Here is a 26347-nt window from a genome sequence, read left to right as displayed (position 1 = left end):
CAGCGAGAAGAGCTCACTCGTCTCCGGTCAGGGAGAACGCGCGCAGCCGCTGCCCGGCCCAGAGGACCGCGCCGACGGTGACGATGATCAGTGCCGGGATGGCGAAGCTCAGCGACACGTCCGCCTGGAAGAACGGCGAGTCGGAGATCTGCGCGGCGATCGCCTGCCCCCAGTGCTGGATCGACCAGGTACGGGCGCCGGCCAGCAGGTTGCCCACCAGGCTCTCCCAGACCAGCGCGTAGATGATGCCGATCGTGACCGCGTGCCGGGTGACCACGCCGAGCAGCAGGAAGACGGCGGCGTACGCGATGCCGGCCACGAGCGAGCCCAGCGCGAACCCGGGCGCGATGCCGTCCTCGTTGCCGACCAGGATCCAGGCCGCCACGTACGTCGGCACCGCCGCGAACAGGGCCAGCAGTGAGGCGGCGACCAGGAACTTCGTCTGTGCGATGACCGGGCGGGAGATCGGCTTGGACATCAGGTGGATGATCGTGCCGTCGTCGATCTCCGGCGCGATGACGCCCGTGCCCGCGATGAGGCCCAGCAGCGGCAGCATGGTGCCGATCGCGAAGTTCTTCATCAGCAGCACGGTCGTGGACTGGTCGTCGGCGCTGAACAGGCGCAGCAGCACGGCCAGGCCGATCAGGGCCAGCGGCAGCAGCAGAAGCAGGATGATCCGCCGCCGGCCCAGCAGGGCGCGGTAGGTGATGCCCGCTACGACGGTGTTCATCAGCTGCTCCGGTTGATCAGATAGGAGAAGACGCTCTCCAGGTCCTCGTCCGCCGGGGAGACCTGGTGCAGGCGCACGCCCTCGGCCTTGGCGACCTGGGGCAGCAGCCGGGCGAAGCGGCGGAACTCGGTGGCCTGGACCTCCAGCCCGTCGGGGCGCAGCGTGATGCCGCCGGTCGAGTCGTCGCGGACAAGGGCCGCGGCGAGCCGCCTGTCGTCGCTGGAGCGGATCATGAACAGGTGGGGCCGGTCGGTCATCAGCCGCCGGATCTCCCGGAAGTTGCCGGACGCCGCGTGCCGGCCCGCGACCAGCACCTCGATGTGCTGGGCGACCCGCTCGACCTCCTCCAGGATGTGGGAGCTGAACAGGATCGTCTTGCCGCCCGTGCCCATCGTGCGGATCAGGTCCATCAGGTGCAGGCGCTGGCGCGGGTCCATGCCGTTGAACGGCTCGTCGAGCAGCAGCACGGGCGGGTCGTGGACGAGCGCGGCGGCGACCTTGACGCGCTGGCGCATGCCCTTGGAGTACGTCTCCACCCGCCGGTCCTTCGGCTCCTCCATCTCGACCGTGGCCAGGGCCTTGCGGGCGGCCTCGATCGGGTCGGGCAGGCCGTGCAGGCGGGCGGCCGAGAGGACGAACTGCCAGCCGGTCAGGAAGCCGTACACGCCCTCTCTTTCAGGAACTAGGCCGATATTTCGGTAAATATGGTGGTTCTTCCAGACCTTGGTGCCGTCGAGCGTGACCGAGCCGCCCGACGGGGCCAGGAAGCCGGCCATCATGTGCAGCAGCGTCGACTTGCCCGCGCCGTTGGGGCCGAGCAGCCCCGTGACGCCGGGGCCGATGGTCATCGTGACGTCGTTGACCGCCACCACGTTGCCGTACCAGCGGGAAACCTGCGAGAGCTCGATCTTCATCGCGCGGCCGCCTTCCTGTAGCGCAGCGCCAGGGCGAGCATGGCGACGGCGAGCAGCACCACGAGGAGCAGCGCCGAGACGGGCCCGCTGGGGTAGTCGCCCTCGATGGAGTGCGGCGGGGTGCCGAACAGCCAGTGCTGGACGGAGTCGACCAGCCAGAACGGGTTCGCCAGCCAGGCCCACTTGGCCGTCTCCACGTTGCCGGTCTCGGCGAAGGTGGCGTAGATCACCGGCACCGACGCCGACGACAGCAGGTAGACCGTGATCACCGAGGCCACGCCGAGCCCGCGCCGGGGCGTGAACGAGGCCAGCGCCAGCCCGAACGCCGACAGCAGCAGGGACAGCACGAGCGCCATCAGCATCGCGCCCAGGTATTCGCCGGTGGCCGGCGGCCCGGGCATGTCCACGACCAGCTCACCCACGTACGCCAGCGTCAGCGGCCCCGCGATCAGCGCGAACACCGCCACGGTCATCGCCGTGACCTTCGCGCCGACGTACTCGGCGATCGAGACCGGCCGCGACAGGTAGAGCGGCAGCACGCGGTAGCGCAGGTCGGGCGCGACGACCGCGGGGGCCTGCGCGGCCAGGAAGATCGCCACCACGGCCTGCATGACGACCGCGAAGCCGCTGTAGGGGATGCCGCGCTGCTGAGCCAGCGCCATGATGGCGATGCTCACGATCGAGGGGATGAACATGATGCCGACCAGCGCGAACGGCACGATCTTGCTGCGCGCGGGGCGGCCGAGCCCGAAGACGCCGCGCAGGCTGTGTACGGCCAGCGCCCTGGTCGAGTGGCCGCGGCCGAGCCGGGGGCCGTCGTAGTGGCGATACCCGATGTCGTAGATCTCAGACATGTGCGACCTCGTCCCTGAAGACGTCCTCAATGCGGTGGCGTCCCTGTTCGAGGCGGATGAGACACAGGCCCAGCTCGGCGGTGGCGTCGCGGATGGCGTCGTAGGACTCCGGCCCCGTGACCTTGACCACGAGCAGGCGTCCCTGCCGCGAGACGGCCTGGCCGCCGGCGACGAGATGGGCGGCCAGGTCGTCGAGGCCCTCGTCGACCTCGACCTCGACGGTCTGCGTGACCTGCGTGAACTCCCCGATCGCGGACGAGCGCAGCAGCCGCCCGGCGTCGATGACGATCACGTGGTCGCAGATGCGTTCGAGCTCGCCCAGCAGGTGGGAGGTGACCAGCACGCTGATGCCGAACTCGGCGCCGATGCGCCTGATCAGCGTCAGCATCTCGTCGCGCCCGCGCGGGTCGAGCCCGTTGGTGGGCTCGTCGAGGAAGATCAGCTTGGGATCGTGGACGAGCGCCTGGGCCAGCTTGACCCGCTGCTTCATGCCGGTGGAGTAGGTGCCGACCGGCCGGTAGCGCTCTTCGGCCAGCCCGACGTGACGCAGCACGTCGGCGGCGCGCTCGCGGGCGGCCGTGCGGGGCAGCCCGGACATCCGGGCGAAATGGACGATTAATTCGGTGGCGGAGACGTCGGGGGGCAGGCATTCGTGCTCGGGCATGTAACCGACGAGCCTGCGGATGTCGGCGCCGCGCGCGGTGACGTCGAGATCGAGCACGCGCGCGCTGCCGCCGGACGGCGGCAGCAGGCCGAGCAGGATCTTGATCAGCGTCGACTTGCCGGCGCCGTTCGCCCCGACCAGACCGGTGACCCCGGGGCCCACGGTGACCGTGAGCTGGTCGACCGCGGTGACGGTGGGGAAGCGTTTGGTCAGCCCCTCGGTGGCGAGGATGTGCATGAGCCGGACACTACCGGTGCGCTCACGGGCGGCGCCTCAGTCATACGGTTGACATCCTCCCCCCTCCTCAAGGAGGGGGAATCCAACCGTCGCCGGTCGGCCTTCCTGCTTCACCGCCGGTCGCCTGCCCGAGAGTATGCTCTCGTTGAGGTCTTACACCAGCTCCACAGGCGTTTCAGGTCTCCGCCAGCCCGGCGGCGAGCACGTTTCTGGCCGCGTTCACATCCCGGTCATGGACCGCACCACAGGCGCACTCCCACTCCCGGACGTGCAACGGCATCTTCCCTTGCAAGACTCCGCACGCCGAGCACAGCTTGCTGGAGGGGAACCAGCGGTCGACCGTCACCAGCGTGCGTCCGTACCACCGCGCTTTGTACTCAAGCATGAAGCGCAACTGCCGCCAGCTCGCATCGGAGATGGCGCGGGCCAGGCTGCGGTTCTTGACCAGGTTGTGGACGGCCAGGTCTTCCACGGCGATCACTTGGTTCTCGCGAACAAGCCGTGTCGTGACCTTGTGCAGATGATCTCTTCTCCGGTCGGTGATCCGGGCGTACAGCCGGGCGACCCGCTGTTTCGTCTTGGCCCGGTTGGCGCTGCCTTTCTCCTTGCGGGCCAGCTCCCGCTGAGCTCTGGCGAGTCTGCGCCGATCGCGTCGTTCGTGGCGAGGGTTGACGATCTTCTCACCAGTCGAGAGTGTGGCCAGCGCGGTGATGCCCACATCTACACCTACCGCCTGCTCCACCGGGGCGAGCGGGGCGACCTTCTCCTCCACCAGGAGGGACACGAACCAGCGACCGACCGCATCCTTCGACACGGTCACCGTGGACGGCTGCGCACCCTCCGGCAACGGACGCGACCACACAATCGCCAACGGGGCGTCCATCTTCGCCAGCGTCAACTCCCCGTCCCGCCAGCGGAACGCGGAACGGGTGTACTCGGCTGATGCCCGCGACTTCTTACGAGACTTGAAGACCGGGTATTTGGCGCGTTCGGCGAAGAAGTTCGCGAACGCGGCCTGGAGATGGCGAAGCGCCTGCTGAAGGGGGACAGACGACACCTCGGACAGGAAGCCGAACTCGCCGCTGCGCTTCCACCGCGTGAGCATCGCGGACGACTCCGCATAGGAGACGCGCTTGCCGTCGAGGGTGTAAGCGCGGGTCCGTTCCTCCAGGGCCTTGTTGTAGACCAGACGGACGCAGCCGAACGTCCGGGCAAGCTCTCCGGCCTGCCCGGGGGTCGGGTAGAAGCGGTACTTGTAAGCCCGCTTCACGACCTGGGCCACGCCTCACATCATATCAAGCGATCAAGGAAGATTCGCGTGTTTGTTCGATGAGATGGTTCGTCTAGCAGCGAACGCTACCCCCTGTCCTGCTCCGCAGGGGTTCGAGTCCTTCCTCACCTCAAGATGGGGACTCCTTGGAGGTATCCGATGAACGGCGTCCTACCTGAGGCCAGAATTTTCGCTGGACCAGGAGGGTGAGAGTGCCCGCGATGACCATCCCCGCGAGGTTCACCGCGAGCTGGGCGACCGAGCCCGCCACCTCGCTCCAGTCGCCCAGCGCCGAGGCGACGGCCACGAAGCCGGCCACGGGGACCGTGGTGACCGAGATGAACACGCCGATCAGGGCCGACGACTTGCCGGCCGTGATCGACAGCACCCCCGCGGCGCCCGCCAGCAGGGCGACGATGAACGACCAGCGGTCGGGCTTGACGATGAAGTGGAACTCCGCGCTGGTGTCGAGGTCGCCGGGGGCGATCCAGCCCAGCCCGTACGAGACCAGCGCGCACGCGTACGTGATCGCCATCGCCACCCCGAACCCGACGACCAGCGTCCGCAGCGCGTTGACGATCAGATGGCCGTTGCGGTGCAGCAGGCCGAAGCAGATGGCCGCGACCGCGCCGAACTCGGGCCCGAGCACCATCGCGCCGACGATGAGGATGAGGGAGTCCTGGAGCACGGCGATGCCGGAGAGCTGGGTGGCGATGGCGAGGAAGGCCAGGTAGGCCCAGGTGATGCGGGAATTGGCGTAGACCTGCTGCGACAAATGCTCCCAGATCACCGCGTCGTCCGGCTCGCCCGGCGCCTCGTGGACGGCGTCGCGGGCGCCGTCCGACAGCGACAGCTCGATCTGCTCGGCGGCGATGGAGCCCTCGGTCTCCAGCCATTTCAGCCGGCCGAGCACCTCGTTGGCCGACTCCCTGGCCGCGTCGCAGAGCACGACGTCGCCCTGGGGGTCGCGGCCCGCACCCGGCAGGACGACGATGTTGGTGACGCCGGAGCAGTCCTCCAACACCGCCGTCGCCTCCTCGGTGCGCGCGGCGGGGACGATCAGTCGCAGATGCAGCACGTGACCATTGTCGTCGATCGGACGTTGACGATGTGTTGACGCGGATACGCGAGGCTTTTTCGCATGATCGCGTTCATGTGTCACGACCATGGTGAGGAGTGCTGGTTCGCCGACATCGACGACCAGGAGTGTGCGGGCAGGTTCGGGCGTTACCTGTTCGAGGAGGTCTTCATGTCTGGCGGAGGCGTACCCGCCGTACCGAGTGGTCGGCGCCCTTCTTGAGGACGAGGTCCGCGCGGCCCCTGGTGGGGGCGATGTTCTCGATCAGGTTGCGTTCGTTGATGTCGCGCCAGACGTTGACGGCGAAGGCTGTGGCCTCTTCGTACGACATCTCCGCGATGTGCCGGAAGTACGACTTCGGGTCTTCGAAGGCGGTGCGGCGCAGTTTGTGGAAGCGGTCGACGTACCAGGTGCGGATGTCCTCGACCTTGGCGTCGACGTAGATGGAGAAGTCGAAGTAGTCGTTGACCGCGAGGGACGTGGGCGGGGCCGGTTGGAGGACGTTGAGGCCCTCGATGATCAGAATGTCAGGATTTTTCACGGTCTGTTTGGCGCCGGGGACGATGTCGTACTCAAGGTGGCTGTAGACGGGTGCGTGCACCTCGGCCACGCCCGCCTTCACCTCCGCCACGAATCGGACCAGGGCCCGCCGGTCGTAGCTCTCGGGGAAGCCCTTGCGATGCATGATCTTCCTGGATTCGAGCATCGCGTTGGGGTACAGGAAGCTGTCGGTGGTGATCAGCTCCACGCGCGGGTGCTCGGGCCAGCGGGCGAGGAGGGTGTGCAGCAGGCGGGCGGTGGTCGACTTGCCGACCGCGACGCTGCCCGCGATGCCCAGGATGTAGGGGACGCGCTGCCCGGCATGGCCGAGGAACGCGCTCAGCACGCTGCTGCGCTGCTTGGACCCGGTGAAGTGCAGGTTGAGCAGCCGGGTCAGGGGGAGGTAGATGTCGGTGACCTCAGTGAGGTCGATGGGGTCGTCGAGGCCGCGTAGTTCTTCCAGCTCGTCTGCGGTGAGAGTCAAGGGCGTGTTCTTGCGGAGCTCGCTCCACTGCTCCCTGCTCAGGTCCACGTAGCCGTTGTTCACCTTGGCAGCGTAGCGATGCGGGACAAAGGGGATCATGGGCGGGGGGTCGCCCTCGATCCACAGCCTGTGGACGAAGACGTGGGATTACCGCGACTCCGTTCGGGGAAAGAGAACTCGTCTTGCCGAAGCCGTGCTGAAACGGATCGCGGGCGGCTACTGTCCGGACGGGAGGTTATCCGTGGACCGTCGTCGCTTCATCTCCAACATGGTCGCCGGGATCGCCGGGCCCTTCGCCGGGGTCGCGTGCGCGGGAGCCAGGGGCGGGGCCGAGCCCGTGTCCGGCTACGGCCCGCTGCGCCCGGTCAAGGACCTGCGTGACGGCAAGGTGCGGCTGCACCTGCCCGACGGCTTCAAGTACCGCTCGTTCAGCGTGGCCGGCGACAAGTACGACGACGGGTCCACCGTGCCGGGCCGGCACGACGGCATGGCGGCCTTCTCCGGCCCGAAGGGCAGCGCCGTCCTGATCCGCAACCACGAGGTCAACGGGCCCGTGGGCGCCTTCGGCGACAAGGACAAGGCGTACGACCCGATGGCCGGCGGCGGCACCTCCACGCTGCGGGTCACCCGTTACGGCGAGGTGATCACCAGCGCGCCCTCGCTCACCGGCACCATGATGAACTGCTCCGGCGGCCCCATGGCCTGGCGCGCCTGGGTGAGCTGCGAGGAGACGGTCAACGGGCCCGATGTGGGCGACGACTTCTCCGGCGGCGACAACTCCAAGCTGACCCGCAAGCACGGCTACATCTTCGAGGTGCCGATCGGGCGCGCGGCCAGTGCCAGGCCGATCAAGGCCGCAGGGCGCTTCCCGCACGAGTCGGCCGCCTTCGACCCCTCCTCCGGTGCGATCTATCTGACCGAGGACAACTTCGGCTTCCCGTCCGGTTTCTACCGCTACCTCCCGCCGAAGCACCCGATCCTGGCGGGGCGGCTGCTCGACGGCGGGTGGCTGCAGATGCTCGCCGTCAAGGGCGCCGAGCGCAAGGACCTGTCCGAGGGGCAGGAGCCGGGCGCCGCGTACGCGGCCACGTGGGTGGACATCGACGACCCCGACCCCGAGTTCAAGGGCAGGCCGTCCAACGACGCCGCCGTCCAGGCCGTGGGCAAGCAGGGCCGGCGGAAGGGGGCGGCGATCTTCTCCAGGCTGGAGGGGGCGGTGCACCACCAGGGGACGATCTACTTCGTCTCCACCCAGGGCGGGGCCACCGCGCCGGGCGACACCGCGCCCGACGGGTTCGGCCAGGGGCGCGGGCAGGTGTGGGCGTACGAGACGTGGAGCGGCCGGCTCAAGCTCGCCTACGAATCGCCCCGCGCCTCCGTGCTCGACCTGCCGGACAACGTCACCGCCAGCCGGCGCGGCACCCTGGTGCTGTGCGAGGACGGCGACGGCGACAACTACCTGCGCGGCCTCAGCAAGGCGGGGCAGATCTTCGACTTCTGCCGGCTGCAGCCGATCACCGGCGACGCGGGCGCCGAGTTCGCCGGCTCCACGTTCGGCCCCGGCGGTCACACCCTCTACGTCAACGTGCAGGCCAGACAGGGCATGTCCATCGCGATCTGGGGTCCGTGGGAGCGCGGGCCGTTCTGAGTAGGCTGGGACGATGATCCTGGGAATCGGCGTGGACGTCGTCGACATCGCCCGCTTCGAGGCCGCGCTCGACCGTACGCCGCAGCTCAGGGACCGGCTGTTCACCGAGGTCGAGCGGCCGCTGGCGGTGCACTCCCTGGCCGCCAGGTTCGCCGCAAAGGAGGCGGTGGCCAAGGCGCTCGGCGCGCCGAAGGGTCTCGGTCATCTGGAGGCCGAGGTGCACTGTGATGAGCTGGGCAAGCCCGAGCTGCGGGTCTCGGGGAGGGTGGCGGAGGTGGCGTACGAGCTGGGGGTCAAGCGCTGGCACGTCTCCCTCAGCCACGACGCCGGCGTGGCCGTCGCGTACGTGATCGCCGAGGGATGATCCGCGAGGGAGTGCCGTCGCCTGGAGGAGCGGGAACGCAGCGACCAGAGCGGGGGAAGGCGGCGGCATCGGGCGACCGAGCCCGCCGCACGCAGCGAATCAGATAGGGAGACAGGGCGTGAAGACCGGCTACACCGCCGACCAGATCCGGGGTGCTGAGCGGGCGCTCATGGCGCTGCTGCCCGAGGGGACGCTGATGCAGCGGGCCGCGACCGGGCTCGCCGCCGTCTGCGCCGACCTGCTCGGGCGCGTGTACGGAAGACGAATCGTGCTGCTCGTCGGCAGCGGCGACAACGGCGGCGACGCGCTCTACGCGGGCGAGCGGCTGGCCAGACGCGGCGCGTGGGTGGGTGCCGTGCTCGCCGGGTCAAAGACGCACGAGGCGGGGCTGCGGGCGCTGCTCGACGCGGGCGGGCGGGTGGTCGAGCCGCCGGAGCTCGACCGGGCCGACCTGATCATCGACGGCCTCGTGGGGATCGGCGCCTCGGGGGCGTTGCGCGAGCCGTACGCGCGCCTGGCCGAGGCGGCGAACGCTGCCGCCGGCCCGGTCGTGGCCGTGGACGTGCCCAGCGGGGCCGACGCGAGCACCGGGCAGGTGGCGGGCGCGGCGGTCAGGGCCAAGGTGACCGTGACCATGGGGGCGTACAAGACGGGGCTGCTGGTCGATCCTGGAGCCTCCGTCGCGGGGGACGTCCGGCTGATCGACATCGGGCTTGGCGAGCACCTGCCTGATCCCGACGTCGCCGCGCTGACCGGTGGCGACGTGGACGCCCTCATGCCCAGGCCGGGCGCCGAGTCGGACAAATACCGCAGGGGAGTGCTCGGCGTGGCGGCGGGCGGCGACCAGTTCACCGGCGCCGCCGTGCTGGCCGTCGGCGGCGCGCTGCGGGCCGGAGCCGGCATGGTGCGCTACGCCGGCCGCGAAGGGCCGGTCGCCCAGGTACGCGCCCACTGGCCGGAGGCCGTGGTGACGCCGCTGGACGAGCCCGTCATCGACCACGTCGGGCGGGTGCAGGCCTGGGTGCTCGGCCCCGGCCTCGGCACCGACGACTGGGCGCACGAGCTGGCGGCCAGGGTGCTCGGCTCCGGCGTGCCCGTGCTGGTCGACGCCGACGCCCTGACGCTGGTGGCGCGGGACCCCGGGCTGCTGCGCAGGGACGCGCCCGTGCTGCTCACGCCGCACGCGGGTGAGCTGGCCAGGCTGATCAGGGCCGAGCGCGACGACATCGAGGCGGCCAGGCTGGAGCACGTCCGCAGGGCGGCGGCGGAGCTGGGCGCGACCGTGCTGCTCAAGGGCTCGACCACGGTGGTGGCCGAGGACGCGCGGCCGGTGCGGGTCAACGTCACCGGCACCTCCTGGCTGGCCACCGGCGGCACCGGCGACGTGCTGGCCGGCGTCGCGGGCGCGCTGCTCGCGCAGGGGATGAGCTGCTACGACGCCGCGTCCTGCGGCGCGTTCCTGCACGGGCTGGCCGGACGGCTGGCCGCCGACGGCGCGCCCCTCGCGGCGGCCGACGTCGCCACGGCGGTTCCCGCGGCGATCCGGGCCGTGACCAGCGCGACCTCATGAGAGACCGGCCATGAGAACGGCGCCCGAGCACGTGCGCGAGCTGCCACACTAGAAGGATGTACTCTCCGCGCGCCACGCCCGCCGAGGCACGGGTCGACCTGGCCGCCATCAGGCACAACGTGGGTCTGATCAAGGACGCCGCCGGCGGCGCCGAGCTCATGGCCGCGGTCAAGGCCGACTCCTACGGGCACGGCCTGGTGCCGGTCTCCGAGGCCGTGCTGGGCGCCGGGGTGAGCCGGCTCGGCACCGCGTTCGTCAGAGAGGCGCTCGCGCTGCGCGAGGCCGGCGTGACCGCGCCGATCCTGTCCTGGCTGATCACGCCGGACGAGCCGCTCGACGAGGCGCTGACCCACGACGTCGAGCTGTCGGCCTCCGACGTGCGGCTGCTCGACGAGATCGCCGCCGCCGCCCGCCGCACCGGCCGCACCGCGACGCTGCACCTGGAGGCCGACACCGGCATGAGCAGAGGCGGCTCCCCGCTGGCCTCCTGGCCGGCGCTGCTGGCCAGGGCGCTGGAGCTGCGCGCCGAGGGCGTGATCGAGATCGCCGGGCTCTGGTCCCACTTCGCCTGCGCCGACATCCCCGGGCATCCGTCGATCGCCAGGCAGCTGGAGGCGTTCGAGACGGCGCTGAAGCTGGCCGAGCAGGCCGGCGCCGGCGGCTCCCACGTGATCAGGCACATCGCCAACTCGGCCGCCACGATGACGCTGCCCGAGGCCCGCTACGACATGGTCAGAAGCGGCATCGCGATGTACGGCCTGAGCCCCGTCCCCGAGCTGGGCGACTTCGGCCTCAGGCAGGCGATGACGCTGGTGGCCAGGGTCGGGCTGGCCAAGCGGGTCACCGAGGACTCGGGCGTCTCCTACGGCCACCTCTACACCACCGAGCGCGAGACCACGCTCGGCCTCGTTCCCCTGGGGTACGCCGACGGGATACTCCGGCACGCGACGGGGCGGGCCGAGGTGCTGGCGGGCGGACGCCGCAGGCTGATCGCCGGCCGGGTGTGCATGGACCAGTTCATGATCGACATGGGCGACGACCCGCTGGCGGCGGGTGACGAGGTCGTGCTGTTCGGGCCGGGCGACGAGGGCGAGCCGACCGCTCAGGAGTGGGCGGATTCCCTCGGCACGATCACGCATGAGATCGTGACCAGGATCGGTGCGCGGGTGCCCAGGGTCTATCGAGGGTGACGGCGGGCACATCGCGGCGGCCATGAGCGGAGAAGGATCGGGGACATGACGACGACAACACGGCGCAGGGTGGGCATCGCCGGCGCGCTCGTCGGTGCGGCATCCGCCGGTGTCGCGGCGGCGGCGCTGGCCAAGCGGTACGCGGTCGGCCGCATCAGGCTGCGCCCCGACACCGAGGCGAGCGAGCCGTTCGGCGAGCTGCGCGGCCGGGAGCGCACCCTCGTCACCTCCGACGGCAAGGCGCTGCACATCGTCATCGACGGCCCCGAGGACGCGCCGCTGACGGTCGTGTTCTGCCACGGCTACTGCCTCAACCTCGAATCCTGGCACTACCAGCGCAAGGACCTGCGGGAGAACTACCGGATCGTCCTGTGGGACCAGCGCTCCCACGGGCGCTCCCAGCGGGCCGGCGCCGACGACAGCACGATCGACCGCCTGGGCGAGGACCTCGCCGAGGTGATCGAGCAGTTCGTGCCCGGCCCGTGCGTGCTGGTCGGCCACTCCATGGGCGGCATGACGATCATGGCGCTGGCCGACCGCCGCCCCGACCTGTTCGGCGACAAGATCCGCGCGGTGTCGCTCATCTCGACCTCGGCCGGCAAGCTCGCCGAGCTCACCCTGGGCCTGCCCGCGATGTTGTCCAAGGTCGTGCACAAGGTGGCGCCCACCACCGTGTCGATGCTGGGCAAACGGGGCGCCCTGGCCGACAGGGCCCGCAACGCGGGCAGCGACATCGCGTTCCTGATCACCCGTTTCGTCGGCTTCGGCGACTCCAAGAACGTCAGCCCGACCGTGGTCGACTTCGCCGAGTCGATGATCAGGGCGACCCCGACCGAGGTGGTCGCCGACTTCTACCCCGCGCTGATGAACCACGACAAGCTCTCCGCCCTCGACGTGCTCGACCCGGTGCCCACCGCGATCCTGGTCGGCGACCGCGACTGGCTGACCCCGCCCGACCACAGCAAGGCCATGGCCGCCGCGCTGCCCAAGGCCCAGCTCACCGAGGTGCCCGACACCTCGCACCTGATCCAGCTGGAGCGGCCCGGCGTCGTCAACGACGCGCTGCGCGACTTGCTGAAGCGGGTGGACCTGTGACGCGCCGGGGCACGTCCGAGCAGAAGGAGGCAGGGCTGTGACGCGACCGGCCACGCCCGAGGGGAAGGGGGCAGGGCAGTGACGCGACTGGCGACGGCCGAGGACATGCGCGCGTACGGGGCCCGCCTGGCCGCCCGGCTGCGCCCGGGAGACCTGCTCGTGCTGTCCGGCCCGCTCGGCGCCGGCAAGACCACGCTCGTGCAGGGCATCGCGGAGGGGCTGAAGGTACGCGGCCCGATCACCTCGCCCACGTTCGTGATCGCCAGGGTGCATCCCTCGCTGCGCCAGGGCCCGCCGCTCGTGCACGTGGACGCCTACCGGCTCGGCGGCGACCTGGAGGTGGACGATCTCGACCTGGACGCCTCGCTGGAGGACTCGGTCACCGTCGTCGAGTGGGGCGAGGGGCTGGTCGAAGGGCTGGCCGAGGACCGGCTGGAGATCCACATCGACCGTGAGGCCGGCGACGAGGCCCGGATCGTGACCCTGCGCGGCGTGGGCTCCCGATGGAGTGACGGGTGGAGCGACACGCCGTCTGATCCGCCAGAAGAGTAAAACGACGGTCAAAGCCCGGTATGGCTGGCACCCTTGACGTACCGGGCCGATGATTTAAATCATGATCGTCGGTCAGGGATTCGCCCAGAATTTCTGGGTATCAGGAGGGGCGACATCCACATTTTTGGTGGATGCTGGGTTGTAAGACGGCAAAGTGGGGTGCGGCCGGTGCTCAGGGTCAGGCGTGTCGCGTACGCGGGAGCCATCGTCATGGTCGGTCTGACCGGCTGCTCGGCCTCGGCCGATTCCGATCCAACAGCCACAGCGACCCCTCCGGCCAGCGGCACGGCCACCACCACGGCGACAACCACCGCCACCGCGACGACGACCGCCACCCCGCGCACGACCACCACCAGGCAGACCATCAACGTCCAGCTCAACCCCGACCGCGTCACCGCCGGCGAGACGTCCAGGGTGTGGATCCTGGCCAACTGCCCGGTCCCGACCGGCGGCCCCGCCCACACCGGCACCGCCACCTCCAAGGCGTTCGTCAACGGCGTCACGCTCAACCCGGTCCCGGCGGCCTCGGCCAGTCCCACCCCGACCGGCACGACCGCAGGCTCCCCGTGGGTGCGCGGCGAGGCGCAGGTCTCGGGGATGATCCGGCGCGGCAGCTACCGCGTGGACGTCAAGTGCGACGGCACCAACGACACCGGCAGGGCCACGCTCAGGGTGTCCGCGGCCGAGTCCGAGCCCGAGCCGACCCGGACGGTGCCCACCAGGGCGCCACGGGCCGGCGGCGGCGGCACGTACGCCCAGGACGCCTCCGAGGAGTCCTCCATCCCGCTCGGTCCGGCCGGCGCGCTGATCGCCCTGGCCCTGGCCGGAGGCATCGGCTTCGCGGTCAAGCGGCGCAACCGGGCCTGACCCGTGGCCCGGACAGGACGGGTGGTGCTCGCGGGCGCCGTCACGGGCCTGGTGCTGGTCGCGTTCGGCAAGAACATGGAGACCGGTACGACCAAGCCCGCCGCCGCGGTCGTGCCCAAGAGCATCGACATCCCCTCGATCGAGGTCGAGGCCGAGCTGATGAAGCTCGGCCTGCAGAAGAACGGCGAGGTCGAGCTGCCGCCGTACGAGAAGCCGAAGCTGGCCGGCTGGTACACCGGCAGCGCGGTGCCCGGCGAGAAGGGCCCCTCGGTGATCATCGGCCACGTCGACACGAAGACCGCCCCCGCCGTCTTCTACAAGCTCAGGCAGTTACGCAAGGGCCAGACCGTCAAGGTCGAACGCAGCGACGGCAAGGTCGTGTCGTTCAAGGTGGACTCGATCGAGCAGGTGCACAAGGACAGCTTCCCCACCGAACGGGTCTACCTGGAGGACGGGCTGAAGCTGGTCACCTGCGGCGGCAAGTTCGACTACGCGTCGGGCGAATACGTCGACAACATCATCGTGTACGCCTCCCAGGTCTGAGCGGCCGCGTTCAGGCGTGAAACGGCGTACCGGCCAGGCGTGACCCGCGCGGCGGGTAGGCTAAACAGTCGTGCTGGTCCTGGCCTTTGATACCGCAACCCCCGCCGTCACCGCCGCGCTCCACGACGGGGAGCGCGTGCTCGCCGAGTCGACCACGATCGACGCCCGGCGCCACGGCGAGTTGCTCGTGCCCACCATCGAGTCCGTGCTCAGCGAGGCGGGCGTGCGGCTGCGCGAGGTGAGCGCCGTCGTGGCCGGCAGCGGCCCCGGCCCCTACACCGGGCTCCGGGTCGGGCTGATGACCGCCCAGGGCCTGTCGACCACGCTGGGCGTGCCCGCGTACGGGATCTGCACGCTCGACGCCGTCGCCTACGCCTCCGGGCTCGGCGAGCCCTTCCTGGTGGCCACCGACGCGCGGCGCAAAGAGGTGTTCTGGGCGCGTTACTCCGACTGCCGCACCCGCTCCGAGGGCCCCTTCGTCGACCGGCCCGCCGACGTGCCCGTCCAGGGCCTGCCGGTCGTCGGCGCGGGCGCCGGGCTCTACCCCGACCTGCTCGGCGACGGCGGCGACGCGCCGCCCTACCCCTACGCGGGCGCCCTGGCCGCGCTGGCGGCGCTCCGGCTCGGCGAGGGCGTGCCGCTCGACCCCCCGCGACCGATCTACCTGCGCAGGCCCGACGCCGTGGTGCCGGGCGCGCCCAAGAAGGTGACGGCGTGAACCTCAGGCCGATGACCGAGGCCGACCTCCCGGCCGTCATGGCGATCGAACGCGCCACGTTCCCGCTCGACGCCTGGAGCGAGGGGATGATGCGCGGCGAGCTGGCCGACATGCCGCGCACCCGCCACTACGTGGTGGTCTCCGTGGACGACGAGATCGTGGCCTACGCGGGCCTGGCCGCCGCGGCCGACCAGGCCGACGTGCAGACCATCGCCGTGCTGGAGAAGCACCAGGGCACCGGCCTCGGCAGCGCGATGCTGACCGAGCTGCTGGCCGAGGCGACCCGCCGCGGCGCGCGCGAGATCTTCCTGGAAGTACGCGCCGACAATCCCCACGCGCAGGCGGTCTACCGGCATTTCGGGTTCGAGGAGATCGGCACCCGCCGCCGCTACTACGACGACGGCACCGACGCGATCATGATGAGAAGGAAGCTTGGTGACTGACGCACCCCTGGTCCTGGGCATCGAGACGTCCTGCGACGAGACCGGCATCGGCATCGTCAGAGGTCACACGCTGCTGGCCAACACGATCGCCTCCAGCATGGACGAGCACGCCAGGTTCGGCGGCGTGGTGCCCGAGGTCGCCTCGCGCGCCCACCTGGAGGCCATGACGCCCACCGTGGAGGCCGCGCTGGCCGAGGCCGGGCTCACGTTCGCCGACATCGACGCCATCGCCGTGACGGCCGGTCCCGGCCTCGCCGGGGCACTGCTGGTCGGCGTGGCCGCGGCCAAGTCCTACGCGCTCGGCCTCGGCGTGCCCCTCTACGGCGTCAACCACCTGGCCGCCCACGTCGCGGTCGACCAGCTGGAGCACGGGCCGCTGCCCAAGCCGTGCATCGCCATGCTGGTCTCCGGCGGTCACTCCTCACTGCTGCTCGTGCCCGACGTCGCCGGCGACGTGATCTCGCTCGGCTCCACCGTGGACGACGCGGCCGGTGAGGCGTTCGACAAGGTCGCTCGGGTGCTGGGGCTGCCCTTCCCCGGCGGCCCGTACATCGACAGGGCCGCGCGCGACGGGTCGGGGGCGGCCATCGCGTTCCCGCGCGGCAAGATCGACGACGGCACGCTCGACTTCTCCTTCTCTGGGCTCAAGACGGCCGTCGCCCGGTGGGTCGAGGCCCGCGAGGCGTCCGGGCAGTCCGTGCACGTGCCCGACGTGGCCGCCTCCTTCCAGGAGGCCGTGGTCGACGTGCTGACCCGCAAGGCGCTGCAGGCGTGCCGGAAATACGACGTGCACGACCTGCTGATCGGCGGCGGGGTGGCGGCCAACTCGCGGCTGCGGGCGCTGGCCCAGGAGCGGTGCGAGGCGGCCGGCGTACGGCTGCGGGTGCCTCGTCCCGGGCTGTGCACCGACAACGGGGCCATGGTCGCCGCGCTCGGGTCCGACCTGGTCGCGGCCGGGGTGACGCCGTCGACGCTGGGGATCCCGGCCGACTCGTCGCTGCCGATCACGACCGTGCACGTCTGACCGGCCGCCCCCGCCCGCGTGGCGAGGGCGGTCTGTGGCTCACTCCTTGGGGCGGGTCGGGCGCAGGAGGGCTTCGGCCAGGGCCAGCATGGTCTCCTCCAGGGCGCCCAGGCGCTTGGTCAGGTCGTCCGTCGCGGGGTTGACGATGCCGGACACCGTGCCGGCCAGCTCGTCGTGGTCGGGGCGGGACCGTACGAGCTCGGTGAGCGCCTCGGTGGCGGCGGTGAGACGCTCGGCCTGCTCGCCCGAGTGGGTCTGGATCAGCTCGCCGACCTGCTCGGGGATGGCCAGGGTGGCGGGCAGCTGGGTCATCCGCTCGTTGACGGCCTCGATCCGGTCGTCGACCGACTCCAGGTGAGCGCCGGTCTGCTCGGCGCGGGTGGCCAGGCCGTTGAGGTGGGTGTCGAGGCCGTTGAAGCGGGTGTCGAGCCCGCCGAAGTGGCCGTCCACGGCGTCGAACCGGCTGCTCATGTGCTCTTCCGCCTCGCCGAGCCGTTCGTCGATGGCGTCGATCTGGTTGTCCAGCTTGTTGAAGCGGCCCTCGTTGCGGGTGGCGGTCTCGCTGACGTGCTGGTCGGTGGTGGCCATGCGCTCGTCGAGCGAGGCGAAGCGGGCGTCCACCCGTACGTCGAGCGCGTCGAACCGGTCGTCGTGGCGGCCCAGGTGGCCGTCCAGGGTGCCCAGGCGCTTGTCCACCGCGCCGAGCCGGCCGTCCATGGACAGCAGCCGCTGGTCGACCCCGCCGATCCGGCCGTCGAGGCCGTCGAGCCTGGTGTCGATGTCGGCCAGGCCCTCGTCCGCGGACTCCAGCCGGCTGTCGAACCCGGTGAGCCGGGAGTCGAGCCCCTGCAACCTGCCCTCGGCCCGGTCGAGGCGGGCGTCCACGCCGCTGAGGCGGGCCGTCAGGCGCTGCTCGCTCTCGCCGAGCTGCACGGCGAGGTGCTGGTCGGTCTCGTCGAGCCTGGTGGTCAGGCGCTGCTCGACGCTGGTCAGGCGGCCGGTGAGCTGCTCGTCGGCCTCCTTGAGCCGGCTGACGAGGCGCTCGTCGGCCTCCAGGAGCGCGGTGGCCAGGCGCTGGTCGGTCTCGTCGAGCCGGACCGCGAGGCGCTGGTCGGTCTGGTCGAGCCGGGTCGTGAGCCGCTGGTCCGCCTCGTCGAGCCGGGCGGTGACGCGCTGCTCGCTCGCCTCGACCCGGCCGGTCAGCTGATCGGTGGTGCTCTGCAGCTGCTCGGTGACGTTTTCCGACAGGTCGCTCATCGCGACCTCGACCCGGTCGGTACGGGTGGTCAGATCGGACATCGACTTGTCGAGCCGGGTGAAGCGGCTGGCCGCGGCCTCCATGCTGGAGTTGAGCGTGGCCAGCCTGGCGGAGAACTCGGACATGCCCTTAGTGATGCCGTCGGTGCTGTCGAGCACCGTCTGCAGCCGGTTGAGCGCCTCGTCCACGCTCTCGCCCACGGTGCCGAGGTCGGCCCACAAGCTCGGCAACTCGGCGACGGGGGCCACCCGGGCGTCCACGTCGCCGACCTTCGCGTCGACGTCGCCCACCTTGGCGCCCACGGCGTCCACGTGGTCGCGTACGGCCTCGACGTGCTGTGCCAGGCCCTCCGCCCACATCGGCGGCTTGGCGGAGATCTCCTCCAGCCGCCCGCTCACCGACTCCAGCGTGCCGCTGAGCCCGCCCAGCTCGCGCTCGCGCACCTCGCGCAGCAGCCACTCCATGCCTTCGAGCCGCTGGCGGATCTCGTCGAGCACGGCGCCCTGGGTGCGCTGCTCGTAGACGTGGTCCTGGGCGGCCCGCGCGAGCAGGTCGCGCATTCTCTTCGGTACGGCGTCATGCGCGCCCGTCTGAAGCAGGGTGGTGTGGTTGGAATGGTCCACCGAAAGCTCCTTCGCTCGCCGACGGTCTGCCGCGCAGCGGTGGGGTTGGTCCGGTTCAACTGAAAGAGCGAGAACGCGGGTGACCGCATTAAGGGGGAGAACTCCCGCCCGCCAACCTTAGCCCTTCGATCAAGGTCCGTCAGGGCCGAAGTGAAAGATCGCCGTTAACGCGCGGATGACTGAGATTGGGGGTTCAGGCAGGTGAGAGGGGTTTGCAGAGAAGAACCGATGGTTTGTCGAGAATGCGGGTCAAGATGACGACGGCGGAGTTGTCGCCTTTGAGGCGTAGGTCGGTGCGGAGGCGTTCGATGTCGACGGCGGAGCCCCGTTTTTTGATGGTGACATTGCCGATTTGTCGCTCACGGAGTAGCGCGCGGAGTTTTTTCAGAGAGAACGGAAGAATGTCCTCTATTTCGTATCTGGTGGCCCATGGGGTGTCCACCGGATCGTCCGCGGTGATGTAGGCGATCAGCGGGTCGAGCAGCCTGCCGCCGACCAGCTCGGACACCTCGGCGACGAGATGGGCGCGGACGGCGGCGCCGTCGGGCTCGTAGACGTACCGGCCGGCCGGGCCCACCGGCGCGGCGGTGGCTTCGGTGCCGGGGGCGGTGAGGGCGTGGCCGCCGGGCAGCAGGGTGGCGCGCCGGCCGCCGCCCTGGCCGGTCCAGATCGTGGCCTCCTTGACCTCGCCCTTGTACGAGACCCACTCGGTCTGCGCGCCCTCGGGGATGAACTCGTACGGGATGCCGGGCGCGACCTTGACGCAGGCCAGGCGGGCGCGCGAGATCAGGTCGAGCACCACGGGCCAGGGCGGGGAGTAGGCCATGGGATCGAACGTCCTGCCCCTGCCGGTCCGCCTGGCCGGGTCGGCGAACAGCACGTCGTACGCCTCCGGCCTGATCTCCGCCGCGTCGCCCACGCGCACCGTCACCCGGTCGGCCACGCCGAGCGCGCGGGCGTTGGCCGCGGCCACGGCGACGGTCAGCGGGTCGGTGTCGACGGCGGTCACGGCGCAGCCGGCGCGGGCCAGCGCGAGCAGGTCACCGCCGATGCCGCAGCAGGCGTCCGCCACCGCGGGAGCGGCCGACGGTTCGATCATCCTCATGAGGCGGCGGGCGCGGTGCTCGGCGACCTCCGCCCTGGTGGACTGCTCCAGGCCATGGGGCGTGAAATACATCACGGTCGCATCCCGGCCGAACTTGGCCTTCGCCCGTTCCCTGAGCCCCGCCTGGGTGAGCGCGGCGGAGGTGAGGGCGGCGTCATACGTCCTGCGCAGCGCGGTCGCGGCGGCGACCGGGTCGGCGCCGGCGAGCTCCCCGGCCCGCGCCAACGCCTCCTGGCCGCGCGGGGTCAGCAACTCGGTGAAGGCGTCGAGGTCCACGTCGTCCGACGTTAGCGCCACGGCGTACCCGGATCGTCCCGCGAGCCGCTGCCCGTCCTGCTGCCCATGCGGCATGGGCAGCAGGACAGCGGACGGATGGCATGGGCGGGATGGGGGTATTCGTCCACGTGGAAGACTTGACGAAGGCCAGGCTTTGACGCCTGATCGCTCAGAGCAGACGCGTTCGTGTTGACTGTCAAGCCCCTCTTGCATATGTTTCGTGTTGGCACTCTCCCCTTGAGAGTGCCAACGTGCGACGAGGCAGGTCTGACACCCGCGACGGCAGGCCCAGCTGGTCGCCTCTTCTGATCATTCAAATCTGAAGGGGAGGTCCGATCGTGACGACCGCCACCAAGGTTCCCGTTAAGCCGCTCGGCGACCGCATTGTGGTTCAGCCGCTTGAGGCCGAGCAGACCACCGCTTCCGGCCTGGTCATCCCTGACACCGCCAAGGAGAAGCCGCAGGAGGGCAAGGTCCTCGCGGTGGGCCCGGGCAACTGGGACGAGGACGGCGACAAGCGGATTCCGCTCGACGTCTCTGAGGGCGACATCGTCCTCTACAGCAAGTACGGCGGCACCGAGGTCAAGTACGGCGGCGAGGAGTACCTCGTGCTCTCCGCCCGCGATGTTCTCGCGATCATCGAGAAGTAGCCGGATGTGTCGAGCCCCGGGCGCTCTTGAGGGCGGCCGGGGCTTTCGACGCTAGGAGAGGACTTTCAGTTATGGCGAAGATCCTGGAGTTCAACGAGGATGCCCGCCGCGCGCTCGAGCGCGGTGTGAACGCCCTCGCGGACGCCGTGAAGGTAACCCTCGGCCCCCGTGGCCGCAACGTCGTCATCGACAAGAAGTTCGGTGCGCCGACGATCACGAACGACGGTGTGACCATCGCTCGTGAGATCGAGCTGGAAGAGCGCTACGAAAACCTCGGCGCCCAGCTCGCCAAGGAAGTGGCCACCAAGACCAACGACATCGCGGGCGACGGCACCACCACCGCGACCGTCCTGGCCCAGGCCATGGTCCGCGAGGGCCTGCGCAACGTGGCCGCCGGCGCCTCGCCGCTGTCGCTCAAGCGCGGCATCGACAAGGCCGCCAAGGAGATCAGCGACAAGCTGCTCGCCAGCGCCCGTGAGGTCGGTGACAAGAAGGAGATCGCCAACGTCGCGACGATCTCCGCCCAGGACGCCAAGATCGGCGAGCTGATCGCCGAGGCGTTCGACAAGGTGGGCAAGGACGGTGTCCTCACCGTCGAAGAGTCCAACGCCATGGGCATGGAGCTCGAGTTCACCGAGGGCATGCAGTTCGACAAGGGCTACCTGTCGGCCTACATGGTGACCGACCCCGAGCGGATGGAAGCCGTCCTCGAGGACGCCTACATCCTGCTCACCCAGGGCAAGATCGCCTCCATCGCGGACTTCCTGCCGCTGCTGGAGCAGATCGCCCAGACCAAGAAGCCGCTGCTCGTGGTCGCCGAGGACGTCGAGGGCGAGGCCCTGGCCGTCCTGGTCACCAACAAGATCCGCGGCACCTTCACCTCCGTGGCCGTCAAGGCCCCGGGCTTCGGTGACCGCCGCAAGGCGATGCTGCAGGACATGGCCATCCTCACCGGCGGCCAGGTCGTCAGCGAGGAGGTCGGCCTCAAGCTGGAGCACGTCGGTCTCGAGGTGCTCGGCACGGCCCGCCGCGTCGTCGTCACCAAGGACGCCACGACCATCGTCGACGGCGCCGGCGACGCGCAGGCCATCGAGGACCGCGTCAAGGAGATCAAGATTGCCATCGAGCAGTCCGACTCCGACTGGGACCGTGAGAAGCTGCAGGAGCGCCTGGCCAAGCTCGCCGGCGGTGTGTGCGTGCTGCGTGTCGGCGCCGCCACCGAGGTGGAGCTGAAGGAGAAGAAGCACCGCCTCGAGGACGCGATCTCCGCGACGCGCGCCGCGATCGAGGAGGGCATCGTCTCCGGCGGTGGCTCCGCGCTCATCCACGTCTCCAAGGACCTCGACGACCTCGGTCTGACGGGCGACGAGGCCACCGGTGTCGGCGTCGTGCGCCGCGCCCTGGTGGAGCCCGCCCGCTGGATCGCCGAGAACGCCGGTCTCGAGGGTTACGTGGTGACGCACAAGGTGGCCGAGCTGAAGGCCGGCGAGGGCTTCAACGCCGCCACCGGCGAATACGGCAACCTGCTCGACCAGGGCGTCATCGACCCGGTCAAGGTCACGCGCTCGGCCGTGCAGAACGCGGCGTCGATCGCGGGCATGCTGCTCACCACCGAGGCGCTCGTGGTGGACAAGCCCGAGGAGGAGGCCCCGGCCGCCGGCCAGGGTCACGGTCACGGCCACGGCCACTGACCCACGCCCGACCGTTTCACGGCCCGTCCCCACTGGGGGTGCGGGCCGTGACGCGTTTTTGGAGTGTGGGGGGCCGTGCGGGCCGGGAGGCGTCAGCGAAGTGCTGGGCGGTGTGTGGGCTGTGGCGCGTTTCTGGAGCGCCGGGCGACATGCGGGCGTGAGGCGTTCCTCGACATCCCGGCGGCGTGTGAGCAGGTCGTACGCTGGGCGCTGACTCGACGTGGGGAGGGCGGCGCGGATGCAGTACCGGCGGGCTGTGGAGCGGTTGCGGATGCTCGCGGAGGCGTGCGAGCAGACCCGGCGCGTGCCGGCGGACGAGCCGTTCCTGCGGGAGGCGTACGTCTTCGGTGACCTGCTGGGGGGAGCCGACCCGATCGAGGCGATCGAGGTCGTCTTCGTGCTTAATCTGCCGTCCGAGGACGTGTCGTGGGGCTCCCACCCACCCGGCACAGCCTGGCTGGTGGACTTCCTGCACCTGGACAAGGGCGGGATCGCGTACTGGTGGCGCTCCCACCGGGATCCGGTGGCCAACCATCGCATTCACGAGCCCGTCCGGTTCTGGTCGCTGGCCGGGATCGAGACCGAGGTGCTGGAGGCGCTGGCTGAGCGTAGGTTCTCGTCGGCCCGCCAGCAGACGACCGCCGCCCGCAGGCCGCCGGCCCAGGTGGAAGCCGAGCTGAAGACGACCCTGGACCACCTGAGATCGGTCCACGCGGCGTACTGGGACCGGCAATGGCGCCGCGCACACCGGGGACTGAGCCGCTACCCGGAGCACCACCTGTGGGAGGCGGTGCAGGGCTACCTCGAACTCCTCGACGAGCAGGACGAGCAGCGGGACGGCCAGCACGACGAGCACAGGCAGCTCGACGAGCGCCACAAGCACGAAGGACGCGCCGGGAACGAAGGACGCGACGAGCGTGCCGAGCCCGACGAGCGTGACAAGCGCGCCGGGCCCGACGAAGGCTGAGAACGTCACAAGGACGCCACCACACCGCGAGCGGCCCGGTCGCAACCCGAGTGAGCGTGGTGCGGGCGATGACCGAGCGGCGGCCTGCCACAGCAGCGGCCCAGTCCGACAGCCCAACCAAGCCCGGCCGTCCAGCCCGGCCAGGCCCAGCCCGGCCCGGTCAGGCAGCGCAGCCTGGGCCCAGCCCAGCTGCTCAGCTTAGTCCGGCCGGTCAGCCCGGCAGTCCATGCACCCCTGAGTCCGGCTGGGTGCCCCAAACCTCGGGGCGCGGGGCCGTACTTTCGCGGTTCTGGAGTCGGAGGCGTGAGCCGTAGCGGGTGGGGCTGGAATGTGGGCCGGGTGGGGAAGGGTCCGATGTTTGCCGGCGTGGGTGGGGTCGGGGGCGGGATTCGGGTGGGGGAGTTTCGGGGGGTGGAGGGGTGGGTTGGGGGTAATTGGGGGAAAAGGTGGAAAGTTGGAGTAAACCGAGCATGGGCGATAAGCGTCTGTGGCGTGACAAATGTCGTGCATTCCGGGTTATCGGGTGAAATATTATGTCAGTATTAAGGCTTAGTGTGGTCGTGCGATTACTGACAGTTATCGTCGCTTCAATGTGACCAATCCGTAGCCGTTCGCTATGACGACAGGCAGGATCAGTGCGGGCATCATGCCTATCGTGAGCGAGGGAAGCGTCGCCGACGCCAAAATTGGGGTAAGGCTCGCGTCGAGACTTCCGGCACGGACGGATGACTCCGACCTTAGGGAACTGACGAGCCTCGCCGTGCAGGGGGATCGCAGTGCGATCGAATCTCTGCTCGGTGAGTTGCGTCCGATGGTGGTGCGGTATTGCCGCGCCAGGCTGGGCAGGGTTTCAGGGCAATATCACATTGCCGATGACGTAGCCCAGGAGGTGTGCATCGCGGTGTTGTCCGCGCTGCCGCGATACCGCGACATGGGGCGGCCTTTCGCGTCGTTCGTGTTCGGGATCGCCTCGCACAAGGTGGCCGACGCGCTGCGGAGCTCGGTGCGCTCCGCGGTGCCGACCCAGGATCTGCCCGACGGGCCCGACGACGGGCCGGGGCCAGAGGAGACGGTGGTCCGCTACATCGAGGTGGAGCACGCCCGGCGGTTACTGGCCAGGCTTCCCGACAATCAGCGCGAGTTGCTGCTGCTGCGGGTGGTGTCGGGGTTGTCGGCCGAGGAGACCGGTAATGTACTCGGTATGTCACCGGGTGCGGTCCGCGTCGCCCAGCATCGGGCGCTGGCCAGGTTGAGGCAGATGGCCGAGCTGGAGTCGGCTTGACGCCTGAGGACGAGACCGACGCGCTGCTCGACGCGCTCGGTCGTGGACAGTCGCCTGAATCAGGCGATCCAGCGGCGCGGTTGCTGGCCGCGCTGCTCGAGGACGTCGGTCAGCGGCGCTCCTCCGTGTCGATGACGCCGTCGACGTAGCCTCTGGCGTAGTCCCAGCTGACGTAGTCGGCGGGGTCAGGGTGGAAGGCCGGCTCGTGCACCTGCGGCTGGCCTTTCTCGATCATCTGCTTCAGGTTGCCGCGCAGCAGCTCCCAGTCGAAGAAGTGCTGCTCGCCGCATTCCGGGCAGTCGAGTACGAGCCCCAGAACCCCCTGCGGTTCGAGCAGGGAGCGGAAGACCTCGACGTCGGCGAGGTCGGTGATGGCCTCGTCGCGTTCGGCCGCCGTCAGTGGCTCGGCGTCGTCGAGTGCGCCCATCGCTGAGGAAGGGTCGTTCGGATCGTCCGCGAACGGATCGCGGGGGACGTCTTCCAGCACCTTCCCACCATATGACCGAAGCGGCCCCAGCGGTGGGCTTTACCTCAGCCATCCGCGTCTGGCGGCCTCCACACCTGCGTGGAAGCGGGATTGAGCGCCCAACTCGGTCATGGCCTCGGCGAATCTGGCGCGTACGGTGCGTACCGACACGCCGAGTTGCCGGGCGATCGAGTCGTCGCACATGCCCTGGGCGGCCAGCCGCAGCACCTGGACCATGGCGTCGCTCCGGCCGCTCCAGGGGAGGGGCAGCGCGCGGGCCCACAGCTCGTCGAACAGCGAGCTGAGCATGCCGACCACGACGGACGTGCGGACCAGGTAGAAGTTGTAGGCGTGGTCGGGCAGGTTGCCGCCCCAGTACGCGGGCAGGCCCGCGACCTCGGTGCCGGCCGTCATGAACCAGCTCGGCAGCCGGTCGAGCGTGCGTACCTGGCCGCCCGTCTCGGTCAGCTCGGTCAGCTGGTCGCGTACGCCGGGAAGCACGAGGCTGGAGACCGGAATGATCGCGCGAACCGTGAGAAGGTTTCGTTTTTGCGCGTCAATCCATGGATCCGCAAATTTCCGCGCAAAGTCGGTCATAGTGCGATCGTCGGGAACGGCGGTCAGTAATTTCATCGGCGGCGAATGAGACTGCACGGCGATGCCCACCACGCTCTCGTACAGGACGTCCGCGCCGCTGGCCATCTCCACCGTGAAATGGCCGCTACGGTAGTCGCGTCCGGCGTCGTAGTCGCGGATCAGGCTGCGAATGGAGCCGAGCGCCGAGTCGATCATGCGACTCTCCTCGGCCAGCCGGTCGAGACGCTCGGCGATCACCCTGCCGAGCGCGGCCGCGGGATGGCGGGCCAGGTACTGGCCGGACTGCTCGTCGATCACCCCCAGTTTCACGAGGTCGTCGAGCTGGCGGCCGACCTTCTCGACCGGGCCGTCCATGGCCTGGGCGAGGTCGGTACGGCTGGCTTTGTGCAGCCGCAGCACCGCCGAGTACAGCGCGGTCTGAGCCTGGTCGAGGCCCAGCGTCTCGAAGGGGTCGGACACGGTTCGGGGCTCGTTGCGCATTTTCTGCGGCTCCGGTGGGGGGTCACGGGCGTGCCGCGAGGATAACTCCGTATTACGCCTGTGTCCGCGTGTTGCGCCGACTCGTCAGACGCCTGGTGCAACTTCGTGCAATTGCACGTTTGCACATTGCAATGTGCCGGTGAGTAACCCATTCTTTACCTAGCGTC

The 26347-nt window shown here is 70.0% G+C and carries 25 protein-coding genes and 1 pseudogene; 15 read left to right on the top strand and 11 right to left on the bottom strand.

The window, feature by feature from the left end:
- Nucleotides 1-13: 13 nt before the first annotated feature.
- From OIE67_RS42055 to coaA, 7 genes and pseudogenes are all read right to left on the bottom strand, one after another.
- Nucleotides 14-730, bottom strand: a complete 717-nt coding sequence (locus OIE67_RS42055) for an ABC transporter permease subunit (protein WP_326631002.1) — start codon at nucleotides 728-730, stop codon at nucleotides 14-16.
- Nucleotides 730-1644 (bottom strand): ABC transporter ATP-binding protein, encoded by a 915-nt coding sequence (locus tag OIE67_RS42050; RefSeq protein WP_326631000.1) that lies wholly within the window; start codon nucleotides 1642-1644, stop codon nucleotides 730-732. The genes OIE67_RS42055 and OIE67_RS42050 overlap by 1 nt, the downstream gene beginning before the upstream one ends.
- On the bottom strand, nucleotides 1641-2498 hold the full coding sequence (locus OIE67_RS42045; protein WP_106236131.1) for an ABC transporter permease: 858 nt from the start codon (nucleotides 2496-2498) through the stop codon (nucleotides 1641-1643). The genes OIE67_RS42050 and OIE67_RS42045 overlap by 4 nt, the downstream gene beginning before the upstream one ends.
- Entirely contained in the window at nucleotides 2491-3399 is a 909-nt protein-coding gene (locus tag OIE67_RS42040) for an ABC transporter ATP-binding protein (protein ID WP_106236133.1), read from the bottom strand. Before OIE67_RS42040 ends, OIE67_RS42045 begins: the two co-directional genes overlap by 8 nt.
- Nucleotides 3400-3435: 36 nt before the next feature.
- A pseudogene (locus OIE67_RS42035) lies at nucleotides 3436-4681 on the bottom strand (RNA-guided endonuclease InsQ/TnpB family protein).
- A 118-nt stretch (nucleotides 4682-4799) separates the two neighbouring features.
- On the bottom strand, nucleotides 4800-5747 hold the full coding sequence (locus tag OIE67_RS42030; RefSeq protein ID WP_326630996.1) for a DUF389 domain-containing protein: 948 nt from the start codon (nucleotides 5745-5747) through the stop codon (nucleotides 4800-4802).
- A gap of 169 nt (nucleotides 5748-5916) precedes the next feature.
- Nucleotides 5917-6819, bottom strand: a complete 903-nt coding sequence (gene coaA / locus OIE67_RS42025) for a type I pantothenate kinase (protein ID WP_219911710.1) — start codon at nucleotides 6817-6819, stop codon at nucleotides 5917-5919.
- A 193-nt stretch (nucleotides 6820-7012) separates the two neighbouring features.
- Here coaA and OIE67_RS42020 point away from each other — a divergent pair, with 193 nt between their 5' ends.
- The 11 genes from OIE67_RS42020 (at nucleotide 7013) to tsaD (ending at nucleotide 16785) form a co-directional block, all read left to right on the top strand.
- On the top strand, nucleotides 7013-8419 hold the full coding sequence (locus OIE67_RS42020) for an alkaline phosphatase PhoX (RefSeq protein ID WP_326630993.1): 1407 nt from the start codon (nucleotides 7013-7015) through the stop codon (nucleotides 8417-8419).
- A 13-nt stretch (nucleotides 8420-8432) separates the two neighbouring features.
- Nucleotides 8433-8783 carry a holo-ACP synthase gene (locus tag OIE67_RS42015; RefSeq protein WP_106236138.1) on the top strand — a complete coding sequence of 117 codons (351 nt, stop codon included), beginning with the start codon at nucleotides 8433-8435 and terminating at the stop codon, nucleotides 8781-8783.
- Nucleotides 8784-8901: 118 nt separating this feature from the next.
- Nucleotides 8902-10353: an NAD(P)H-hydrate dehydratase gene (locus OIE67_RS42010; RefSeq protein ID WP_326630990.1), complete on the top strand. Its 1452-nt coding sequence runs from the start codon at nucleotides 8902-8904 to the stop codon at nucleotides 10351-10353.
- A gap of 56 nt (nucleotides 10354-10409) precedes the next feature.
- The gene (alr, locus tag OIE67_RS42005) at nucleotides 10410-11543 is read left to right on the top strand and encodes an alanine racemase (protein WP_326630988.1); all 1134 of its coding nucleotides are present in this window, start codon (nucleotides 10410-10412) and stop codon (nucleotides 11541-11543) included.
- Between the two features lie 45 nt (nucleotides 11544-11588).
- Nucleotides 11589-12638 (top strand): alpha/beta fold hydrolase, encoded by a 1050-nt coding sequence (locus OIE67_RS42000; protein WP_326630986.1) that lies wholly within the window; start codon nucleotides 11589-11591, stop codon nucleotides 12636-12638.
- A gap of 78 nt (nucleotides 12639-12716) precedes the next feature.
- Complete coding sequence (gene tsaE / locus OIE67_RS41995; protein WP_326630984.1) at nucleotides 12717-13190, top strand: tRNA (adenosine(37)-N6)-threonylcarbamoyltransferase complex ATPase subunit type 1 TsaE; 474 nt, start codon at nucleotides 12717-12719, stop codon at nucleotides 13188-13190.
- Nucleotides 13191-13358: 168 nt separating this feature from the next.
- Nucleotides 13359-14057, top strand: a complete 699-nt coding sequence (locus OIE67_RS41990; RefSeq protein WP_326630982.1) for a hypothetical protein — start codon at nucleotides 13359-13361, stop codon at nucleotides 14055-14057.
- A gap of 24 nt (nucleotides 14058-14081) precedes the next feature.
- Nucleotides 14082-14600: a class F sortase gene (locus OIE67_RS41985; protein ID WP_326630981.1), complete on the top strand. Its 519-nt coding sequence runs from the start codon at nucleotides 14082-14084 to the stop codon at nucleotides 14598-14600.
- A 70-nt stretch (nucleotides 14601-14670) separates the two neighbouring features.
- Nucleotides 14671-15318, top strand: coding sequence for a tRNA (adenosine(37)-N6)-threonylcarbamoyltransferase complex dimerization subunit type 1 TsaB (gene tsaB / locus OIE67_RS41980; RefSeq protein WP_326630979.1), 648 nt, complete (start codon nucleotides 14671-14673; stop codon nucleotides 15316-15318).
- A gap of 11 nt (nucleotides 15319-15329) precedes the next feature.
- Entirely contained in the window at nucleotides 15330-15761 is a 432-nt protein-coding gene (rimI, locus tag OIE67_RS41975; protein ID WP_326645648.1) for a ribosomal protein S18-alanine N-acetyltransferase, read from the top strand.
- The gene (gene tsaD, locus OIE67_RS41970; RefSeq protein WP_326630977.1) at nucleotides 15754-16785 is read left to right on the top strand and encodes a tRNA (adenosine(37)-N6)-threonylcarbamoyltransferase complex transferase subunit TsaD; all 1032 of its coding nucleotides are present in this window, start codon (nucleotides 15754-15756) and stop codon (nucleotides 16783-16785) included. The genes rimI and tsaD overlap by 8 nt, the downstream gene beginning before the upstream one ends.
- A 39-nt stretch (nucleotides 16786-16824) precedes the next feature.
- Here tsaD and OIE67_RS41965 read toward each other — a convergent pair whose 3' ends face one another.
- The gene (locus OIE67_RS41965; protein WP_326630974.1) at nucleotides 16825-18666 is read right to left on the bottom strand and encodes a hypothetical protein; all 1842 of its coding nucleotides are present in this window, start codon (nucleotides 18664-18666) and stop codon (nucleotides 16825-16827) included.
- Between the two features lie 193 nt (nucleotides 18667-18859).
- Entirely contained in the window at nucleotides 18860-20047 is a 1188-nt protein-coding gene (locus OIE67_RS41960; protein ID WP_407674926.1) for a class I SAM-dependent methyltransferase, read from the bottom strand.
- 338 nt (nucleotides 20048-20385) lie between these two features.
- Between OIE67_RS41960 and groES the strand changes: the two genes are divergently transcribed.
- The 4 genes from groES to OIE67_RS41940 all read left to right on the top strand — a co-directional run bounded on the left by groES (nucleotide 20386) and on the right by OIE67_RS41940 (nucleotide 24637).
- Complete coding sequence (gene groES, locus OIE67_RS41955; protein WP_043623565.1) at nucleotides 20386-20697, top strand: co-chaperone GroES; 312 nt, start codon at nucleotides 20386-20388, stop codon at nucleotides 20695-20697.
- Nucleotides 20698-20768: 71 nt separating this feature from the next.
- On the top strand, nucleotides 20769-22388 hold the full coding sequence (gene groL / locus OIE67_RS41950) for a chaperonin GroEL (RefSeq protein WP_106236154.1): 1620 nt from the start codon (nucleotides 20769-20771) through the stop codon (nucleotides 22386-22388).
- 238 nt (nucleotides 22389-22626) lie between these two features.
- Nucleotides 22627-23355, top strand: a complete 729-nt coding sequence (locus tag OIE67_RS41945) for a DUF7711 family protein (protein WP_326630970.1) — start codon at nucleotides 22627-22629, stop codon at nucleotides 23353-23355.
- Between the two features lie 646 nt (nucleotides 23356-24001).
- A complete protein-coding gene (locus OIE67_RS41940; protein WP_090930520.1) occupies nucleotides 24002-24637 on the top strand; it encodes a sigma-70 family RNA polymerase sigma factor in 636 nt (211 codons plus the stop codon).
- A 109-nt stretch (nucleotides 24638-24746) separates the two neighbouring features.
- Here the strand turns inward: OIE67_RS41940 and OIE67_RS41935 are convergent, their stop codons facing one another.
- Together OIE67_RS41935 and OIE67_RS41930 are read right to left on the bottom strand one after the other, a co-directional pair.
- Complete coding sequence (locus tag OIE67_RS41935; protein WP_080043188.1) at nucleotides 24747-25124, bottom strand: DUF5319 domain-containing protein; 378 nt, start codon at nucleotides 25122-25124, stop codon at nucleotides 24747-24749.
- Between the two features lie 39 nt (nucleotides 25125-25163).
- Nucleotides 25164-26180, bottom strand: coding sequence for a helix-turn-helix transcriptional regulator (locus OIE67_RS41930; protein WP_326630965.1), 1017 nt, complete (start codon nucleotides 26178-26180; stop codon nucleotides 25164-25166).
- Nucleotides 26181-26347 lie beyond the last annotated feature (167 nt).

This window comes from Nonomuraea fuscirosea, assembly GCF_035917475.1.
GTDB classification, from domain to species: Bacteria; Actinomycetota; Actinomycetes; order Streptosporangiales; family Streptosporangiaceae; genus Nonomuraea; species Nonomuraea fuscirosea.
This window is presented reverse-complemented; position numbering and strand designations above follow the sequence as displayed.

Excerpts from the sequence above, each read along its gene's own strand:
- OIE67_RS41930 (WP_326630965.1), bottom strand. The coding sequence starts at position 26,180 with ATGCGCAACGAGCCCCGAACCGTGTCCGACCCCTTCGAGACGCTGGGC.
- OIE67_RS42000 (WP_326630986.1), top strand. The coding sequence starts at position 11,589 with ATGACGACGACAACACGGCGCAGGGTGGGCATCGCCGGCGCGCTCGTC.
- OIE67_RS42015 (WP_106236138.1), top strand. The coding sequence starts at position 8,433 with ATGATCCTGGGAATCGGCGTGGACGTCGTCGACATCGCCCGCTTCGAG.
- OIE67_RS41940 (WP_090930520.1), top strand. The coding sequence starts at position 24,002 with ATGCCTATCGTGAGCGAGGGAAGCGTCGCCGACGCCAAAATTGGGGTA.
- OIE67_RS42050 (WP_326631000.1), bottom strand. The coding sequence starts at position 1,644 with ATGAAGATCGAGCTCTCGCAGGTTTCCCGCTGGTACGGCAACGTGGTG.
- groL (WP_106236154.1), top strand. The coding sequence starts at position 20,769 with ATGGCGAAGATCCTGGAGTTCAACGAGGATGCCCGCCGCGCGCTCGAG.
- OIE67_RS42055 (WP_326631002.1), bottom strand. The coding sequence starts at position 730 with ATGAACACCGTCGTAGCGGGCATCACCTACCGCGCCCTGCTGGGCCGG.
- rimI (WP_326645648.1), top strand. The coding sequence starts at position 15,330 with ATGACCGAGGCCGACCTCCCGGCCGTCATGGCGATCGAACGCGCCACG.
- OIE67_RS42045 (WP_106236131.1), bottom strand. The coding sequence starts at position 2,498 with ATGTCTGAGATCTACGACATCGGGTATCGCCACTACGACGGCCCCCGG.
- OIE67_RS41945 (WP_326630970.1), top strand. The coding sequence starts at position 22,627 with ATGCAGTACCGGCGGGCTGTGGAGCGGTTGCGGATGCTCGCGGAGGCG.
- alr (WP_326630988.1), top strand. The coding sequence starts at position 10,410 with ATGTACTCTCCGCGCGCCACGCCCGCCGAGGCACGGGTCGACCTGGCC.
- OIE67_RS42040 (WP_106236133.1), bottom strand. The coding sequence starts at position 3,399 with ATGCACATCCTCGCCACCGAGGGGCTGACCAAACGCTTCCCCACCGTC.